The sequence below is a fragment of the Candidatus Protochlamydia sp. W-9 genome, from assembly GCF_001950615.1.
Taxonomy (GTDB): domain Bacteria; phylum Chlamydiota; class Chlamydiia; order Chlamydiales; family Parachlamydiaceae; genus Protochlamydia; species Protochlamydia amoebophila.
Map to the genome: position 1 here is coordinate 49175 of NZ_BCPZ01000222.1, position 19131 is coordinate 68305.

The 19131-nt window shown below is 34.4% G+C and carries 19 protein-coding genes; 9 read left to right on the forward strand and 10 right to left on the reverse strand.

What is annotated here, in order from left to right; all coding sequences use genetic code 11:
* The first annotated feature begins 3 nt into the window (after positions 1 to 3).
* A complete protein-coding gene (locus BU804_RS07295; RefSeq protein WP_075883562.1) occupies positions 4 to 1830 on the forward strand; it encodes a hypothetical protein in 1827 nt (608 codons plus the stop codon).
* A gap of 4 nt (positions 1831 to 1834) precedes the next feature.
* Here BU804_RS07295 and BU804_RS07300 read toward each other — a convergent pair whose 3' ends face one another.
* A complete protein-coding gene (locus tag BU804_RS07300; protein WP_075883563.1) occupies positions 1835 to 2848 on the reverse strand; it encodes a hypothetical protein in 1014 nt (337 codons plus the stop codon).
* A gap of 206 nt (positions 2849 to 3054) precedes the next feature.
* Between BU804_RS07300 and surE the strand changes: the two genes are divergently transcribed.
* The gene (surE, locus tag BU804_RS07305; protein WP_075883564.1) at positions 3055 to 3840 is read left to right on the forward strand and encodes a 5'/3'-nucleotidase SurE; all 786 of its coding nucleotides are present in this window, start codon (positions 3055 to 3057) and stop codon (positions 3838 to 3840) included.
* Between the two features lie 130 nt (positions 3841 to 3970).
* Positions 3971 to 6817: an aconitate hydratase gene (locus BU804_RS07310; RefSeq protein WP_075883565.1), complete on the forward strand. Its 2847-nt coding sequence runs from the start codon at positions 3971 to 3973 to the stop codon at positions 6815 to 6817.
* Between the two features lie 26 nt (positions 6818 to 6843).
* On the opposite strand, the gene BU804_RS07315 is transcribed toward BU804_RS07310, so the two are convergent.
* From BU804_RS07315 to BU804_RS07335, 7 genes are all read right to left on the reverse strand, one after another.
* Positions 6844 to 7029: a hypothetical protein gene (locus BU804_RS07315; protein ID WP_011175416.1), complete on the reverse strand. Its 186-nt coding sequence runs from the start codon at positions 7027 to 7029 to the stop codon at positions 6844 to 6846.
* Positions 7026 to 7724, reverse strand: coding sequence for a queuosine precursor transporter (locus BU804_RS07320; protein WP_075883566.1), 699 nt, complete (start codon positions 7722 to 7724; stop codon positions 7026 to 7028). Before BU804_RS07320 ends, BU804_RS07315 begins: the two co-directional genes overlap by 4 nt.
* 281 nt (positions 7725 to 8005) lie before the next feature.
* Positions 8006 to 8128, reverse strand: coding sequence for a hypothetical protein (locus BU804_RS15370; RefSeq protein ID WP_255371573.1), 123 nt, complete (start codon positions 8126 to 8128; stop codon positions 8006 to 8008).
* 366 nt (positions 8129 to 8494) lie between these two features.
* Positions 8495 to 8758: a transposase gene (locus BU804_RS07325; protein WP_075883567.1), complete on the reverse strand. Its 264-nt coding sequence runs from the start codon at positions 8756 to 8758 to the stop codon at positions 8495 to 8497.
* A gap of 249 nt (positions 8759 to 9007) precedes the next feature.
* Positions 9008 to 9244: an IS630 transposase-related protein gene (locus BU804_RS17595; protein ID WP_158025039.1), complete on the reverse strand. Its 237-nt coding sequence runs from the start codon at positions 9242 to 9244 to the stop codon at positions 9008 to 9010.
* The gene (locus tag BU804_RS15375; protein WP_102135648.1) at positions 9237 to 9347 is read right to left on the reverse strand and encodes an IS630 transposase-related protein; all 111 of its coding nucleotides are present in this window, start codon (positions 9345 to 9347) and stop codon (positions 9237 to 9239) included. Before BU804_RS15375 ends, BU804_RS17595 begins: the two co-directional genes overlap by 8 nt.
* A 299-nt stretch (positions 9348 to 9646) precedes the next feature.
* A complete protein-coding gene (locus BU804_RS07335; RefSeq protein WP_075883568.1) occupies positions 9647 to 10354 on the reverse strand; it encodes a hypothetical protein in 708 nt (235 codons plus the stop codon).
* Between the two features lie 820 nt (positions 10355 to 11174).
* Here BU804_RS07335 and BU804_RS11360 point away from each other — a divergent pair.
* Together BU804_RS11360 and BU804_RS07345 are read left to right on the forward strand one after the other, a co-directional pair.
* Complete coding sequence (locus BU804_RS11360; protein WP_079988654.1) at positions 11175 to 11642, forward strand: transposase; 468 nt, start codon at positions 11175 to 11177, stop codon at positions 11640 to 11642.
* Positions 11643 to 11963: 321 nt separating this feature from the next.
* On the forward strand, positions 11964 to 12917 hold the full coding sequence (locus BU804_RS07345) for a hypothetical protein (protein ID WP_075883569.1): 954 nt from the start codon (positions 11964 to 11966) through the stop codon (positions 12915 to 12917).
* A 20-nt stretch (positions 12918 to 12937) separates the two neighbouring features.
* Here the strand turns inward: BU804_RS07345 and BU804_RS07350 are convergent, their stop codons facing one another.
* Positions 12938 to 13828 carry a hypothetical protein gene (locus tag BU804_RS07350; protein ID WP_075883570.1) on the reverse strand — a complete coding sequence of 297 codons (891 nt, stop codon included), beginning with the start codon at positions 13826 to 13828 and terminating at the stop codon, positions 12938 to 12940.
* A gap of 371 nt (positions 13829 to 14199) precedes the next feature.
* Here BU804_RS07350 and BU804_RS07355 point away from each other — a divergent pair, with 371 nt between their 5' ends.
* Genes BU804_RS07355 through BU804_RS07370 form a run of 4 tightly spaced genes read left to right on the forward strand, consistent with a single transcriptional unit; the run spans position 14200 to position 17987 of the window.
* On the forward strand, positions 14200 to 15321 hold the full coding sequence (locus tag BU804_RS07355; RefSeq protein WP_042282150.1) for an ABC transporter ATP-binding protein: 1122 nt from the start codon (positions 14200 to 14202) through the stop codon (positions 15319 to 15321).
* Positions 15314 to 16183, forward strand: a complete 870-nt coding sequence (locus tag BU804_RS07360) for an ABC transporter permease (RefSeq protein WP_042282148.1) — start codon at positions 15314 to 15316, stop codon at positions 16181 to 16183. Before BU804_RS07355 ends, BU804_RS07360 begins: the two co-directional genes overlap by 8 nt.
* Complete coding sequence (locus BU804_RS07365; protein WP_075883571.1) at positions 16180 to 16947, forward strand: ABC transporter permease; 768 nt, start codon at positions 16180 to 16182, stop codon at positions 16945 to 16947. The genes BU804_RS07360 and BU804_RS07365 overlap by 4 nt, the downstream gene beginning before the upstream one ends.
* A gap of 2 nt (positions 16948 to 16949) precedes the next feature.
* Positions 16950 to 17987 (forward strand): polyamine ABC transporter substrate-binding protein, encoded by a 1038-nt coding sequence (locus BU804_RS07370; protein ID WP_075883572.1) that lies wholly within the window; start codon positions 16950 to 16952, stop codon positions 17985 to 17987.
* Between the two features lie 896 nt (positions 17988 to 18883).
* Here the strand turns inward: BU804_RS07370 and BU804_RS07375 are convergent.
* Complete coding sequence (locus tag BU804_RS07375; RefSeq protein ID WP_039357964.1) at positions 18884 to 19084, reverse strand: hypothetical protein; 201 nt, start codon at positions 19082 to 19084, stop codon at positions 18884 to 18886.
* Positions 19085 to 19131: the final 47 nt, after the last annotated feature.

A 19131-nucleotide genomic window follows, 5' to 3' on the forward strand; every position in this document is an offset into this window, starting at 1 on the left:
CTTATGCTCACAAACGATTTATTTTATCTTCAAAAAGGGCATATTTACGCTGTTCCTATTATTCATTATAATATGGAAATGGCTACGCAAGTTAAATGGGCTTTTGATACGCTTAAACCAGATTGCGTCGCTGTTGAATTACCTGAGACAATGCAAGTTAAAATGTTACACGCAGCTTCTCGATTACCAGACATTAGCGTTGTCTTAACCTATAACCAAGATCATGACCCTGTTTATTTTATGGCAGAGCCATGCGACCCTATTTTTGAAGCGCTGCGAAGCTCAATGGAGCATCAAGTTCCCGCCTATTGTATCGATTTAGACGTTGATCACTACCCTGATATTCACGAAAAAGTTCCCGATCCGTATGCAATTCATCGAATAGGTTTAAAAGCTTACTATAATATTTATGAGCAAGCACGAAAAGAAAATCGACAGCCATTTAATCATTTAGATCAGGAAAGAGAAATCTATATGGCTCGTCGTTTAAAAGAACTATCTCTTAGATATGATCGTATTTTGTTTGTAGGGGGAATGGCGCATCTTTCTCAAGTGTTGAAATTAGTGGATAATCGTTCTTTCCCGGAAGTTTATCATGCAGATCGAGGCATTATTGAACTTTGTACGCTTACACCGGAATCTGCAAGAGACATCTTATTTGAATGGGGGTATCTTTCTTATAAATATGAAACCATGAGAGAAAACTTTCTCTATGGAAAATTCGTTGATCGGCAAAATGTTATTTTGCAGCTTTATAAAGAGGCCTCTGAAAAATATGTGGAAAACACAGGTAATTTTTTTGCTGGTTATCACTTACGCAATATTATGAAGTTTGTGCGTAACTATGCATTAGTCGGAGGGCAGTTAATGCCTGATCTTTATAAAATTTTATCTTCTGCTAAAGGATGTGTTGATAATAACTATGCTTATGAAGTTTGGGAATTAGCAACTTTTTATCCTTTTCTTAAAAATATTGATAACCTTCCTGAATTAGATCTTTCTATTGAGGATGTTTGGGGTTATAGCAAACAAATTCGTTTTTATCTCAAAGAGAAAGGGCGAAAAAATTCTATTCCAAAAGTTCGTAAAGATCGGTCCTCTTTTCGTTTTACCCCACCGAATCCTTTTAGTATTTGTTCATATCCTCCAGAAGATATTGCTATTGAAAAATTTGGGGATTTTTTGAAAAAGAAAGGTTGTCAAATTTTAGCTGAAGAAGGGGCTCGCACGATTCCTTTTTCTTCTAGTATTGAAGATGGAATAGATACCAAAGAAACAATTCGTCATTGGCATGAAAGAAAATTATTTGTGAAAACAAAGGGAAAACCTCCGGCGGGAGTGGGCTCAATTTGTTTGATTTTTGATGAAGATAAGGCTGAAGAGGGTAAACCTTATCAAGAAAAATATCCTTGGCGAACGACATGGATTGGAGAACATCAACAAGAATCAGACATGTCTTTTTATGCAACCTCTCTTTCTCATCATGTTGTAGGGCCCGGAATAAGTCGCTGTGAGTATGGAGGATTTATGATGTCCTATCCTCCAAGAAGAATGCGCAATATTTGGTTTGACCCAGATTATTTTGATTGCCGCTTCAAATCGGAAGTTCTTTTAATGGCAGCAATAGATTACGCGGTTAAGCCTATTATTGTCTATGTGGCGAGTACGCCACCTAGAAGCCAATTAAAAAGTTTTGCGCGTCGGTTTGGTAAAAAAATTGTTTATATTCCGATCGGACAGCTTTCTCCAATCACACTTAATAAATTAAGAGCTTTTCATGTCCTTGACGGGCATGATAAAAGAGAAATAGCGGATGAATATATTTATTAATAATTCATTCATTCCTTTTTAAAACTTCTGAAAGCGTTGCTTCAATAGTTGCGAATAGTGTTTCTAAGCGATCTCTCGTAGGAATGGGTAATTTTAAAGAGTCGAATTGTTCTAAATGATCTCTAAGTCCTTCTAAACGAACTTCAGTAAAATAAAATTCTTTTTCATCATGTTTATCAAGCTTGGGTAATAGTTCATGTATATGCTTGAGTTCTTGGGCGACAAAATGCATCTCATTTTCAACTTCTTTTAAATCTTCAGAACTAATTTCAGCTTCTGGTAAAACGACTTCTTTTACAACAGAGTCAATTTTCATTAACAATTGGTCGAAACAATTTTCTCTTTGAGAATCAAGCTTTTCAATCCACTCAGAAGCTTGTTGCATTGACTCTGCATTTTTCACATGTGTTTTCAGTTCAACGAGATGTTTAAGGGGTTCTTCAATTGCTTTAGCAAGTCGATTTTCTAAGTTTATCAGATCGGGGTCTTCTTCTTCCATTTTTGATAAATATTGAATTTGATACTCTTTAATGAGTTTTAAGTCTTTATCAATCAAATGTTCAGTTCGATCGGAAACGAGTTTTAAAATTTTTTTATTAAGTTCTTTATGATCGCTCCACTGGTGGTAAAGGGTTAACCAAGAATTGGCATGTTTATCCCAGTCGATTGTGTCAATTTTTCTTAAATTAAGAAGAGTTTCATCTAGTTCATTTTTTAATAACTGAGCTTGTTTAATAAATTCGTCTAATACCTCGCTAGCAAGTGGTGCTAGCCAATTATCAAAACGAGTTAAAATCGTTTGTTTCTGTTCATTAAAATGCATGATACAGGCTTTTGTGCGTTCAGTTAAATTTTGAAGATGATCTAGTAAAATGCGATCACTTTCCAGGGCTTGCTTAATAAGAAAAGGAGTAGACTGAATTTGTCTTGATAATTGTTCAATATTAAATGATGAGTTTAATAGTGGTTCTTTACGTTTATTTGTATCGGGATTGGGTTCTGCTATAAATTGAGACATAAAACCTCATCATTGACCAAAGGGGAAAATAAACCAAATTTTGATAAGTTAATCCTTTCTTTTGCAAGAAATAAGTAAAAAATAAATTTTTTAATTAATTTTATTTTAACTATACTTATATTTTAAATGATTTAAATTATTTGTTGTATAAAATAAATTTTGTTATTTTTCTTAATAATTACACATTTTATAATGGAAAAATAAAAATGAGCTCAAAGCCTTTAATTTTAGTAACTAATGATGATGGAGTTCATGCTAAAGGGATTCGCCATTTATGGCAATCGATTCAAGATCTTGCTGATCTCATTATCGTTGCTCCTCAACAAGAACAATCAGCTGTTAGTTTATCTATTACAGTGAGACGTCCGCTACATATTGAAAAAGTAGATTGGTTAAATGCCCAGGCTAATGTTTGGTCTGTGAATGGAACGCCTGCTGACTGCGTTAAATTAGCTTTAAATGTCGTCTTACCAAAGAGACCACAATTAATTGTATCAGGTATCAATCGAGGGACGAATGCTGGGCGAAATGTTTTTTATAGTGGGACTGTTGCAGCTATTATGGAAGGCGTTATGCAGGGAATCCCTGGAATTGCTTTTTCTTACGGCGATTATTTTAATCCCTCTTATCATTTGGTAGAATCTTTTATTCCGGGCATCGTCAACTATGCTTTGCAAAATGCTATGCAAGAAGGAACGTTTTTAAATGTTAATTTCCCTAAAACTGAACATGGCCCTATTAAAGGCATTCGTTTAACGACGCAAGGAAAAGAATATTGGGCTGAAAATCCAGAGAAACGTCAACATCCTGCCGAACAAAATAGCTATTACTGGTTGGGTTCAAAATTGGCTGAGTATGATGAGCGTGAAGATAGCGATATTTTTTTACTAAGAAAAGGGTTTGCTACAGCGGTTCCTTTGCATATCGAAGATTTGACAAATCATTCCCATCTTTTAAAAGAAAAACAGGCATTTGAAACCTTTGTGAATTAGTTTAAAATTCTTAAAATAAAATAATTAAATATTTTTTTTAAAATTTTTGAATGAAGCATGGGTTTCTATTTCCTTCGAAAAATAAAAAAAGAATACAATAAAATTTTTATTTGACTTACGAGGACAAGAGATGTCTGTTAAAATTAATCCTTTTAATACTCTTCAGAAACTGAGCTCAAACTATTATTATTATTCTTTGCCTAAACTTGAGGAACATATTTCGGTTTCTATTCGAAGGCTTCCTATATCTATTCGAATCATGCTGGAATCTATGCTGCGTCATTGTAATGGGCATCTCGTCAAAGAAGAAGATATTTTAAGAGTGGTAAATTGGAATAGCCGGATGACACCTGAAGGAGAAATTCCGTTTATTGTATCTAGAGTCATTTTACAAGATTTTACCGGCGTACCTCTTTTGGTCGATTTAGCGGCCATGAGGGATGCTGTAGCTAAACTCGGCTTAGACGCGAAGATCATAGAGCCTAAAGTTCCTGTGGATTTAGTTGTAGATCATTCAGTGCAAGTGGATCGTGCAGGAACTAATGATGCATTTTTATTCAATCTAAAAATTGAGTTCGAAAGAAATCGAGAAAGGTATTCTTTTTTGAAGTGGGGACAAAAAGCTTATAAAACTTTTCAAGTGATTCCTCCTGGCATTGGAATTGTTCATCAAGTTAATTTAGAACATATCGCTGAGGTTGTGGTTCATAAAAAAGTGGAGGGAATTCATTGGCTTTATCCAGATACTTTAGTGGGAACAGACTCTCACACAACAATGATTAATGGATTGGGAGTTGTTGGGTGGGGAGTAGGAGGAATTGAAGCTGAAGCGGCCATGTTAGGACAACCTCTATTTATTCAAATGCCAGAAGTTATTGGAGTTCATCTGTCCGGAGAGCTGAAAGATGGAGTTACAGCCACAGATCTAACATTGTACATCACAGAACTTTTAAGAAACGAGAAAGTTGTTGGAAAATTTGTCGAGTTTTTCGGTGAAGGAGCTGCTAGTTTAACAGTTGCTGATCGAGCAACAATCGGAAATATGGCTCCTGAATATGGTGCAACAATGGGATTTTTCGCTGTCGATGAACAGACTCTAGAGTATTTACGTATGACGGGTCGAGATGAGCAACACATACAATTAGTTAAAGAATATTTAACTTCGCAGCAAATATTTGGAATTCCGAGAAAAGGGGATATCGATTTTACAAAAATTTTAGAATTAGATTTAACGCAAATTCAACCTTGTGTATCAGGACCGAAAAGACCTCAAGATCGGATTGATTTATTAAACGTTAAAGCTAAGTTTGATCAATTACTAAAAATTCCGATTGCAAATGGAGGTTACGGGAAAGCAGAAGAAAAGCCTCATATTAAAGTACATTCAGGTGGCGTATTTTCCCTAGATCATCGGCACGAATGGGGAGGAACTTCTGTTTTTGGTCGCATGACTAAGGAGCAACCTTGGAGTGAGTCTGAAATGCTCGCTAATAGACCATTAACACTTCCTGTCGCCAATCCGGGTTATGCCAATCATATTGATGAAGAAATCATTTTAACGCATGGTTCGATTGTTATTGCTGCTATTACAAGTTGTACCAATACAAGTAATCCAAATGTGATGTTAGCAGCAGGGCTTTTGGCAAAAAAAGCTGTTGAAAGAGGATTAAAAGTCAATTCGTTGATTAAAACTAGTTTGGCTCCCGGTTCGAGAATTGTCACGGATTATTTAGCTAAATCAAATTTACAGCAGTATTTAGATCAATTAGGATTTCAACTGGTGGCTTATGGTTGCACAACCTGTATTGGAAATAGCGGGCCATTGGATGAAAAAATTGAAAAAGCAATTAAACATTTTGATTTGATCACGGTAAGTGTTTTAAGTGGTAACCGAAACTTTGAGGCACGCATTCACGGCTCAGTTAAAGCAAATTTCCTCATGTCTCCGCCTTTAGTAGTGGCCTATGCTCTTGCTGGGCGGATTGATATCGATTTAGCGAATGAATCCATTGGATATGATCAAAATGGCCAACCTGTTTACTTAAAAGATCTTTGGCCTTCTGAAAATGAAATTAAAAAAACTATTCGACAGGCTATTAAACCGGACATGTTTAAGCTTCGTTATTCAAGTATTTCGCAAGACAATCCAGTTTGGGATAAAATTATCACAAAAGAAGGATCGCAGTATAACTGGGAAAGTGAAAGCACTTATATTAGACAGCCTCCCTACTTTGAAAATTTTTCTCTGGAATTACCCAATTTGAAAAAGCTACAGGACATGCGCCCGCTTGCTTTATTTGGAGATTCTGTTACAACAGATCATATTTCTCCAGCAGGTAGTTTTAAATCTGATTCTCCGGCTGGAAAATATTTAATGTCTTTGGGTATTTCTGAAAAAGAATTTAATAGCTATGGCAGTAGACGAGGAAATCATGAAGTGATGATGCGAGGGACATTCGCGAATGTTCGATTACGTAATAGAATGGTGGAGGATAGAGAAGGGGGTTTGACGACTTTAATGCCGGATGGCATGGAATTGCCCATTTTTGATGCTTGTCAAGCTTACGCAGATAGAGAAGTTCCTTTGATCATTTTTGCAGGTAAAGATTATGGGATGGGAAGTTCTCGCGATTGGGCAGCGAAAGGCATAGCTCTACTTGGCGTTCGCGTTGTTGTTGCTCGAAGTTTTGAACGTATTCACAGAAGTAATCTCATCGGAATGGGAATTTTACCTCTAGAGTTTTTACCCGAGCAAAGTTGGGAAAGCCTAGGAATTATAGGAGAAGAGTTGTTTTCTATTAAAGGATTTGAGGAAGCATTAAAGCCCAATCAAGAATTGATTTTAGAAATTAAGAGCGAAGATAAAATCCAGCTCGTTAATCTCCGAGCTAGATTGGAAACGACTATTGAAGTTGAATATTATAGACACGGAGGAATACTCCCTTATGTACTGCGCTATATTTTAAATCAACGATAAGACATTCGTTATGAAACTTATTTTTTTTATTTGTTTAACAGTTGTATTTCTTCTTTTAGTTGTTGCATTTGTTGTTCGAGCTTATCAAGTCTTTCCTGCGTTGCTTGAAATTGAGATTCTTTTTCAGCAGCTTGCTGATAGGAAATAATGAAATAAACTAAAAAACTGATAAAAAAAGTTAAAAAAATCTTAAATGGTGTGATTTGTTTCATGATGTGTCCTTAATGAAATATTCGTTTTTATTTCTTTTTAAATTTTCTCCCTGCCAAACTGTTTTGAAAAGATAAACAATAAAATAAAAAACAGGTGTTGTCGAAAAATTAAAAAAAGTTTTATAGGCAAATGAAAAGAAAATAATTGGTAAAATATGGGATATTGGCATCCCCAGACCCCAATAAAAATAAAGCATATCAATGACAATTGAGTCAAGCAACTGAGAAATGCAAGCCGCTCCATTACTGCGTAGCCAAAGAAAACGAGAACCTGTGAATTTTTTTATTAAAGCATAAACTTGAATTCCGATAATTTGAGCGATTAGGTAGGCTGTTAAAGAAGAAAAAATTCTCAGACCACTTAACCCAAGGATTTCTTTAAAAGCTCCTTGGTCATTTCCAATAGAAGTGGGTAATAAAAGCACTACTTCGATTAAGCCAAAACTTAGAATATTTATTCCCAATCCAGTATAAATCATCTCTTTTGCTTTTTTAGCGCCAAGCAGCTCTGTAATCAAATCGCTCAATAGAAAAGTCAAAGGATAGGTCAATAATCCTGCCGGGATGTTTAACTGAAAGAGAGGCAGAAAAACCATTTTTGCGGAAAGAATATTGGATAATACAGTGACCAAGCAAAAAACGGCACAAATGGGGGAATAGTAGTCAAAAGAAGTAAGGGGGCTTTGATAGCGCATTAAACTTTTAGTTCGTTGATTATTTATTCATTCATCTTAAAAGTTTAGACTTTTTAAGTCATTTAAAGAAATTTTGTGATCAAAAACGAATTGCTTGAGTAATAAGCGATCTAATGGAGTAATTTGCCTTTGACTTTTGTTGGCAAGTAAAACTATTCCAATGCCTTTTTTCAGTTTAAAGCCAATATAAGTGGGAAAAATCAGGCCCCTTTAATTTTTATCAATGATTAAACCAACCTTTCCATTTTGATGGATAGTTGCTTGGCCAGTTTTATGCATAACTAGTTGTGCAGTTTTTTGGGAAGATGGATACCAGTTAAATGAAAATCTGGATTATTGTTAAGATGATCTGCAGGCTGGATGGATGGTTTGCTTTCCATTTTCCCATTTTTATGGTTATCCATTTCCCCCAACCGATTCATTGTATAAATGTTTTAGAAAAATTGATTCTGGATAATTGTTTACTTACATTTTTCGCCCGAAGAAGTTATTTTTGCACGATCTTGACTTGCTGATGGCCAAGCTAATTGAAAATAGAATTGATTTAGATTTCCTTTCTATGACGTTTTTTTTCTGCAAATGTTGAGAAATTTCTCAAACATATGATAATCTTAGAAAGATTCAGATGGCTTTCAGCATTTTAAAAGATGCTTTCTAATAAAGGTACCAGTGAAATTCGCTCGTAAATGCACTCTAAGTAATTTTATTCAATCAAATCGCGGTCTAAAACATATTCTCCCAACTATATTTGATTGAATTTAATTGTGCACTTATGTACATATTTGATAAAAAGAATAATCAATGGCTTTTGCAAGACTTGACAATTTGTTTAAACTTAATCGGACTAATTGTTTAAAATTTGCCCAGAAAACTTCAATTGGATTTAAGTCAGGTGAATAGGAGGAAAGAAATAAAATTTTGCATCTGGCTTGTTCAAGCAGATATTTGGTTTTTTTAGACTTGTGAAAATGTGCATGATCCATGATAATCACCTGTCCAGTTTTAAGCGCTGGAATTAATATTTTTCTAACCATGTATTAAACAAGATAGGATGACATGTTTCTGTATAGCAAAAAGGAGCAAAAATTTTAGATTGGCATTTAGCTGCTATCAAGATTTCCCTTGCAAAACGATGGGCAGATACAGCTGAATAAACTTTCTCTCCTCTAAAAGCTCGCCCACGATGACGTTTTAGACACTCATTGATTCCACTTTCATCAAGATAAACACGATCTTCTTGTGCTATTTTTTTTAATTCTTTTTTAAACTCCTCACGTTTTTTCTCATCTCTTTCTTTGTAAAATAAGGTCTTTTTTTAAAGTGATTTTAAGCCTTTTACAAGCATAGAATATAGAGGAAGGATCTACATTAAATTCTTTCGCTATCTCTTTCAAATAACTATCAGGATATTTTTCAATATAGCTCTTTAGTTGGTCATGATCAATTTTAATTGGATGTCTTTTTCTTGATTTATCTTCTAAACATCCATTCCTTTGGCGCTTCAGCCAGCTATTAAACACTGTTCTTAATGCTACACCGAAAACTTGTCTGACATTCTTCTGCAGAATGTCCAGTTTCTAAATAGTTGAGTGCTTTTTGCCTTAAATCTTTAGAATATGCCATAAATTTTTAACTCAAACTATATCTATATGCACGATTAAATTCAATTAACTATAAATCATTGCTAACCTTAATTTTTTTTGGAGCATTTAGACGATCTGAAGTTGTGAGTTTGAACATATAAAATATTAAGTTTACAGATAATGGAATGGCGATTCCTCTGCTGCAATCCAAAACTACATATACGAAACAAACGGTCTACATATCATCTGCTAAAGACAAAGGCATATGCCCAGTAAATTCATTGAAAAATGGATAGAACAATCCGAAGATGTTACATCCTCAGTATCAGAGTTTACAGACTATTTTTTATCTTTATCGTTTTTGTGATCGTTATCCACCTTTCCACTTATACAGTTCCCACAGATAACAAATCCAGAAGCAATCATCCTTTCTCCCCATGGCTTACATGCAGGAAACGGAATGACCATTAAAAATAGCCCACACAATGTCAGAGTGACTCCAAAGACTAATTGGGCAGGAACACATACTTCTTCTTTGTCATCATCTTTATTATCTTTTCCATGGCTATGCTTGGCCATGTATTCAGGGAACATCAATTCCTCATCCGCTGCGTTTATCTCGTATCCTTCTAGGTACATTACAGAGGCTAAATATTTGGCATGTTTGTTGTGCTTCTTTTCTTTGTATTTAATAGCCTTACGTATTGCATCAAACTCTTTTTTAGGAGCTTTAAAACCACGATTTTTGAGTTGTTTTTCAACGTTATCCATGTGTTTATTTAGGTCAACTTTGATACCGCACGATGTTTCAAGCTCGCTTTTAAGGTCTATGATTGCAGAATACATCTTATCTTTGTTATCACTCTTTTCAAGCTTCCAAATCTTCTCAACTAGCTTCTCTACTCTATAAAGGAACGCAACTTCATTGATTCCAATACCACCTTGAGGTAAAGCATGAAGTGGTAGACCGTATGTTAATGTGAAAGTACCAAATACAGCAAATAGGACAATGCGGTTAATATTGTGACGACTGAAGAGACTAGCCATTTAACTTCCTTTGATTGTTCAGGGGTTAGATTTACGTGTAATCTTTTTAGGTGATAATTCACTTTTAGATTCAATAGAAAAGATCCAACAGTCAATAAACACAACATTAAAATTATTTGAATGAAAGGTTTTAACATTTACTTTTACGTGTATATTTTTTTATTTAATCGATGAAAGTTTTCGAAATTTACAAAGATTTTACAGTAAAAACAAAAAAAATCCATGAAAAAGTCTTTATGGGAAAAATTTTATTAACCCATTTTTAACGCCAGTTTAACGTAAGCTATCTTCCGGCTATATTTTGAGGGATCTTTGTTGAAAAAAGGCCTCTTTTTGTTAGAAGATTTTGTTTTCCAGAACAAAAACTAAGCAAAGAGGCCAAAATGAACGAGATAGAGATGATCAAACTGTTTTGTCTTGTGGATAATTTTTCTAATAGATTTCACCAAATGTGTTTCCAAAAACAAATAGAATATACGAAAAGAAAAATCCGCAAAAGAGCTTTTAGAACATCCTTAAGTGAAGTGTTAACGATTTTTCTTCTTTTTCATCGTTCCAATGACAGAACATTTAAACACTTCTACTTAAACCATGTAAAAACAACTTTAAAATATTTATTCCCTCATTTTATTGGGTACTCAAGATTTGTTCAACTCACCTCTGAAGCATTTTTTCCTATGTTTTGCTTGATCCAAGAACACTAAGAGATCTGTGAAGGGATTTTATTGATAGACTCTACAGGATTAACGGTTTGCCCGCGTCAAACGTGCCTCTTCCCATCGTGTCTTTAAAGAGTCACGCTAAGTGAGGAAAAACAACCATCGGTTGGTGCTTTGGGTTTAAGCTCCATCTTGTGATTAATCATCATGCAGAAATTGTAGCATTTAATTTGACAACTGGCAATATTGATAATCGCAAACCGGTTCCAGAAATGATAGAAGGGATGAAAGCAAAAGCGTTCGCAGATAGAGGGGATATTTCAGAAAAACTGGCTCATACTATAATGCAAAAAGGAATTCATCTTTTTACAAAAGTAAAGAAGAAGATGAAAAATAAACGGACTACATTAGTGGATAAATTCATGCTAAAAAAGAGGGCTATGATTGAAAGTGTGAATCATCTGTTGAAGAGTAGCTGTCAGATAGAACATCATCGGCACCGAAGTCGATGGAAGTTTCTTAGCAATCTGATGGCAGGTCTTGCTAATTATTGTTTGAATCCATCCAAGCCTCGACTGTTCTTTTCAAATACAGAAATCGAAGCTGTTAAGCTCCTAGAATATTTTTGAGGGTTTCTTACGTTAAAGTGGCGTTGAATTAGCTAAGATTTTTTCAAATTAGTTCTTGTTTATTTTTCATTAACCGTAAAAACGGTTTCATAAAATATTTATTTATTTTAACGATTTCACGCAGAGTGAGATACAAAAATAAGGATCGTTAAAGAAAGAAATGAAATTAAACACCTTCTGTTATCTTTTTTATCTTGATTAGGCGTTTATCCGAGGCATAGATTTGAATACCTGATTAACTATTGACAAGGGTGAAATTCGAGATTATGGTCAAAATTATGAGTTTTTAAAAGACAGCTTAAATTTTACTGAGGAAAACAAATGGATGATAATAAAGAGCAGATTCAACTTCTTCACAAATTAGAAACTCCTCAATTAAGAAAAGAAAACGCTTCTATTATCAGTTATCATTATCAAACAGAAAAAACCAATCCAACGGTTTTTCATTTTGTATCCATTGATTTCAAATCTCCTCCCATTCGATTAAAACAAAGTCTAATTAATCATGAATTAATTGAGGGAAAAGATATCTATCTGATTGATCGCTATTTTACCGAGGAGGAAGGGGAAAGTTTACGAAATTTTTCAAAGCAAGGACATTTTAAGACGAAGATTTTTGCCGATCAAAATAGTCGATCAAAAGGGGAGACACCTGATCGTGCGATGGATCCGGAAGAAAAATGGAAGTTCTTTTTAAATCCTGGATCTGCCATTCAAGAACTTTTTAAATTGTTAAATTGGTTGGCGGATCGTTTACATGCCGATATTTCTACCCTCCCTTGGGAAATGTATGAGGCAGACCTTTGCGTACCAGCTGTAGCTAGTAATCGAGTTGAAAGTAAAACTTTAGAAAGTATGGAGATGGGGAAACATCGAGATTATGATACTGAGCAAGGCATTGTTTTTGGAATACCCATTTTGTATTCAGAGACTCCTAAATTTCATTTTAATATTTTTTTCAACGGATCCGAAGGCAAGCCTTGGCTAGTTTCGGCTATGCTTTATTCCACATCGGAGGCTTTTACTTCAGAATACGGTTTGGGGACAGTTTTTTTTGATAAAAATGATAAACAATCATTTTGTGCTGATGCTAAGCATATGCGTTTAGTCATTTTCGAGGGAGATATTGTTCATGCGATTGAACAATCTAAACTTCTTGCTCATGAAAATATCTGGAGAGTTTCTTATGTCTTTAAACTATTGATTAATCCAAAAGACAAAAATCGCTCGATGAAACAGGCTTTTTCTGAATTGATGAATGCAGCCAATCAGTAGAAATAAGGTGGATTGATTATTTAAATCCCAAATCCAATATCTATTGTTGCAGCAAAAGATCGCCATGCTGTGTGATGAGATTTTTCGTTTAAAACACTTTCATTGGGAGATTTTAGCCTCTCTTGCGCAACTTTCCATTCCTGAAGTTTCAAACCAAATCCGATATACCAACATAAATTAAAGTGCCATGTTGCATCGATATAAAAAACTTGTCCGTGCGTGTGCTTTGACCAACCTTTACGAGCTAATTGATCTTTTAACGCTTGTAAGCCGTGTATGTTTTTTTTAGATTGCCAGTTCCCCCAATGATATTCATAACCTAGGTCGATAGAAAATTCATCTAAAAAACCTTTTAGGTTAATCCCGGCCCAAGGTCCTTCCCAATGATTGGAATAGCCTAAATTTGCAGTTTTTGACACATCATTGATTCGTGCTTTTATATGTGTTGTCTTAAAGTGCTGTTCATGATAAGACCAGCCAAGCATAGGTCTTAAAGTGATTAAACGGTAAAAAGGAATCAAGTTAAATTGATATCCTACTCCCAATATAGCATCCTTAGTCATTCCTTTGAGTTTGCTAGATTCGAAACGAGCATTTTGTTGGGAATAGAGATGTTGGATCTCTTTCCATCCTCCTGATCCTGCCCAAGCATAATCGGCATCTAAATGGACGAATAAACTCAGTAGACAAAGATTAGCTTTGAAACCGACTTGATAAAGAGAGATAGATCGTAGTTTAAGTTGATCATTTGAAAACGAGGACTCGTATGCTTTCAAGAATTTACGCTGCGTATTCAGAGAATCGGATCGATAACCGTTAGTGAGCTTTAAATCAAAACTTAATAGTTCAGACCATGCTGGAGAGAACAATAAAAGAGAAAAAATAAAAAAAACACGACAAACTTTTTTCATAAGATAAAATTTTTTTAGAAATTGCCAACATTATATTAAAGTTGATGATATGGAGCAAGAAAGAGTATTGAAAATAAAAAAAATTTCAAAAGCCTACTCCTTAAAAAATACATTATTTTTAATGTTAAAAATGTAATGATAAACGAGAAAAAATGTAATTAAAAGTTTAGCGATTCATTTTATTTAATAATTTGTTTTTAAAAAGATTGTGAATTTCTAATTGGAGACATATTTTAGCTAATAGCTATGAGTGTTGTTAAAGAGTTGCCTAATTAGAAAAATCGAGTTATGCTTAGAAGTTTTTATTAGGCTTTTAATCATGCGAAAAAGTTTATAAATTAAAATAATCGTTAGCTTGAAAAGAGGTATTGATGGTAGAAGGCATCGTTTTTGAACATGTTTCAAAAAAATTTGCAGATAGTATAGCCCTGAATGATGTGTCATTTGCTATTAATAAAGGAGAGTTTTTTTCTCTTCTAGGCCCTAGTGGATGTGGAAAAACAACACTATTAAGGATTTTGGCAGGATTTGAAAAACCTGATCAAGGAAGGATTTTACTTGACGGGCAAGACATCACTAAACTCCCTGCGAATAAACGACCTATCAATACCGTTTTTCAAAACTATGCTTTATTTCCTCATTTAACGATTTGGGAAAATATCGCCTTTGGTCTTCGCATTGCTCAGCGATCTGAAACAGAAATTAAACGAGAAGTCGAGCAGATGTTGGGTTTAATTCAGATGAAAGAACACGGACATAAAAAGCCTGATCAAATTAGCGGGGGGCAAAAGCAACGTGTAGCTATTGCAAGAGCTTTAGTCAACCATCCTCGCATTTTATTACTAGATGAACCCTTAGCGGCATTGGATTTAAAATTACGCCAAAAAATGCTCTTAGATTTAGATCGTATTCATGATGAAGTGGGAATCACATTTATTTTTGTTACTCATGATCAAAGCGAGGCTATGGCTGTTAGTGATCGCATTGCTGTTTTACATAAAGGGAGTTTAGAGCAAATTGGAAATCCTATAGAAATTTATGAAATGCCCAAAAGTAGTTTTGTGGCAGATTTTATTGGTGACACCAATTTTTTTGATGGTTGGGTAAAAGAGACGACTCAAAAGGAATACAGTCTTGTTGATGTAGAAGGATTTCCTCAAATTTATTGTTTTAATGATAAACAACTATCGAAAGGAGATGCTGTTCATCTTAGTGTAAGACCAGAAAAAATTCATATTTCTCGCGAACAAATTCAGGCCCATCCTCTTCAAAATGTTTTTCAGGGAATTGTCGATGATGTCATTTACAAAGGGGATCATACTCATTTTGGTATTCAAGTCGGAGATCGAAAAATTTCTGTCAATCAACAACACAGTCGGTTCCTTCTTGATGAAGCCCCCATTAAATGGAAAGATGTAGTGTGGATTTGGTGGCATTCAGATGATGGATTTATCTTGGAGCGATGCCAAAAGCTCGAGAATAACAATGAATAGCAAAACTAAAAATGAGTGGGTTTTAACCCTACCTTCTTTTATTTGGCTCTTAGTATTTTTTTTGATACCAACCTGTATCATTTATGCTTATGCTTTAAAGCCAAATAATATTTATGGAGGAGTTGGCGAGGGGTGGTCTTTAGAAGCAATTAAAGATTTAATCAATCCTAATTATTACGTTTTACTATTCCGAACGATTTTTTTGGGAATAGCGACGACGCTATTTTGTTTGCTTTTAGCGTTGCCAGTTGGCTACCAGATGACATTGATTTCAAAACGAGCTAGGCGCTTGCTCATGCTCATGTTAGTTCTTCCTTTTTGGAGTAGTTTTCTCATTCGGATTTTTGCTTGGAAAATGCTTTTACATCCCGAAGGGTATATCAAAAATTTTCTTGTTTCTATTCACCTGATAGATGCTGATACATCTCTCCTTTATAATCTAGGTTCAGTCATTTTAGTTATGGTTTACACTTATTTACCTTTTGCCGTTTTTCCTATTTATGCAGCAGCTTCCAAATTCAATTTTCAGCTATTTGAAGCTGCTATGGATTTAGGAGCCACAAAAAACCAAGCATTTTTTAAAGTGTTTATTCCTGGAATAGCTAAAGGAATTTTAACAGGAACAATGATGGTTTTCATTTCTGCCGTTGGTGCATATGTAATTCCAGACCTTGTAGGAGGGTTTAGCAGTGAAATGATTGGGAATAAAATTGCTCAAAGAGTCTTTGTTGATCGTCATTTACCCCAAGCAAGCGCTCTTTCTGCTCTTTTGTCTTTAGTTATCTTTTTACCACTTTTAGCCTATGTTTTTATTTCTACTCGGCAAAAAAAAATTGAAGTAGAAGTGAGGAACAGAGAATGAAAAAAAGTCCATTAAGTTTTTGGATCACAGTTTTTGTTCTCATTTTTTTATACGTTCCCATTCTCGTTTTAATCATTAATTCTTTTAATGATTCACGATTTGGTGGACAATGGGTTGGTTTTACTTATAAGTGGTATGATCGGCTTTGGAATGAGCATAAAATGTGGTATGCTTTACGTAATTCTTTAATCGTAGGTGTGTCTGCGACAATTGTATCGACTTTTTTAGGAACGTGTGCAGCTTTTGCTTTACACCTTTATAAATCCAAATTACAAAATTTCCATTACGGACTCATTTATACCCCGCTGCTTATTCCTGATATTCTAACAGGAATTAGTCTTCTTCTGTTTTTTGTCACTGTAAATGTAAAATTGGGCCTTTTTACGGTCTTTATTGCACACACGACATTTTGTATGAGTTATGTTACGATGGTTATGCTTTCAAAACTGCAGAATTTTGATTTTACTTTGATAGAAGCTGCACAAGATTTAGGAGCAAATACCTGGACCTTAATCAAAAGGATTTTACTTCCTTTATTAGCACCAGGATTGATGTCTGGAGCTCTTTTAGCTTTTATTCTTTCTATTGACGATTTTGTCATTACTTTTTTTGTTGCGGGGCAGGGGGTTTCGACGTTGCCTGTTTATGTTTATAATATGATTAAGTTTGGATCGACACCTATAGTGAATGCGCTTTCTGTTCTGATTTTGGGCGTGACATTTGTATTTATATTTTTTACACAACGTTTATCTAAAGAGGATTGAGCATGAAAAAATACTTTCTCTTATTACTTTCCCTGTTCGCTAGCCTTAGTATTTTTACGGCATGCCAAAATACGCCTGTGCCAGAACTGCACATCATGATTTGGAGTGATTACATCAAACCTGAAATCATAGAAAAATTTCAGGAAAGTCACCATTGTCGTGTTATTATTGATACCTTTGATTCTAATGAATCGATGTATGCTAAGGTAAAGTTAGGAGCCGGTGGTTATGATATCATTTTTCCAAGCAACTATTTCATGCAAATCATGAATCAACAAAATATGCTCGATCCTTTAAATAAAGAATTAATTCCCAATCTCAAAAATTTAGATTCTGCGTATACTAACAAAGTCGATCGCTCATTGCTCAATTTAGGTGTCCCTTATATGGTTTCCAGTGCTGGAATCGTTTATCGTCAAGACAAGATTAAAAATTTAGAAGTTTCTTGGGGGGTATTTGGCAAATCGAATTATAAAGGTCGCATGACGATGCTTAATGATGTGCGGGAGACTTTAGGCGCTGCCTTGAAATTTTTAGGCTATAGTGCCAATACAACTCAATTGCAACAAATTGATCAAGCAGCGCAAGTGCTCATCGATTGGAAAACTAATTTAGCCAAATTTGAAAGCGAACAATATAAAGCGGGGATTTCCAGTGCTGAGTATCTCATTGTCAATGGTTATAATGGGGATGCATTGCAAGTTATGAAAGAAAACAAAAATGTGAATTTTTTCTATCCAAAAGAAGGCGTTAGTTTTTCTATGGATTTTATGGTGATTCCTAAAGAAGCTATTCAAAAAGAATTGGCTCATGCATTTATTAATTTTCTTTTAGATGGTAAAGTAGCTGCTGAAAACATCGAGCATTCTCTCTTTTTAAGTCCAAATTTAGCTGCTTATGAGCATTTATCCAGTGAATTAAAAAATAATGCTGTTCTATTTATGCCGAAAGAGGTTTTAGATAAAGCTGAGTTGATTAAATATCTGGGTGAAAAGGGTATTCTTTACAACAAAGCTTGGGATAAAGTAAAGGCGAGCTAATGCTCGCTTTCAAAATCTTTATTGACAGCTGATTCTTACATGTCGTCAAAAAGTTGTTGCTAGCTCAAGAGAGTTAACGTTGCGATATAAGCTAGGCTCCAAATGATCTTGTCATTGATTTTGAATTGAGAATAATAAGCAGCTATAGCCTTCATCCTCACTAGCTATTTTATTTATTCTAACTTGTTCATAAAACTTGCTTAATTACTCATAAATAAATTGAACAGTTTGCGTGTCAATTCATCCTACTTAACGAATAAGGTATTAAAATTTGAGGCCATTATATTTGTGGATGAAAAGTATTAATAAAAATCCAATAGACTAAAAAAATAATATCCTTTGAAGTCTAGCCGATGTTAAACCCCGCCCCGCCGGCTAAAGTTTTTATTTTACTGTTGATTCTTTAGGACGGCATTTATTGCATCTAAATAGATAACCAGGATCTTGCGCAGTAGAATTCAAAAATTGGTTTTTTTAAAGATTTAAGAAATCATTTATCATGCATTCGGTTGTATTCACACAAAAGGATCTAGATAAAAGTAAAAAACATTAAATTTTTCATTATTTTTTTAGTTTGTAACTAATTGCTTCGAAATTTAAACAAAAGCAATGTCTGCTCAATTGAGTTATTGCCATTAGCTGACTAGAACTTTTCTCAAAGCGATAACTCACGAATTATTTATGTGCAAGTCTTTTTGGGAATGGGTATGTAATTCATAAATTTTAACGAAAAATGTTAAAATCAGAAAAAATTAAAGAAAAATTAAAAACTTTATTTTAGGTTATAAAGTTTAATTTTAAATTTGAACCACACATTTAATAGAATGAATATGGTATAAATTGACCAATTGATAAGTCGATTTTTTGGTCATCAACTATTGCTTAATTTAAATAGGTTAGGCTGTCGACTTTTTGTAAGGAGGATTAGGGTTTTGTTGAATCTGTTTTTCAGTTAGGGTTTCATAAGTTTCTTCTTCATCATTCTCGTCTTCTTCTTCCACGACTCTGCTTAATGTGTATAGACGTTGATAGTCACACGAATAAGCAATGCACTCTGTAAAGAGAGTTAGAAACATAAAGAAAAGTTTTCCCTTCATTTAGATCCCTTTGGTTATTGAGACCAATATTATACACAGGATAAACT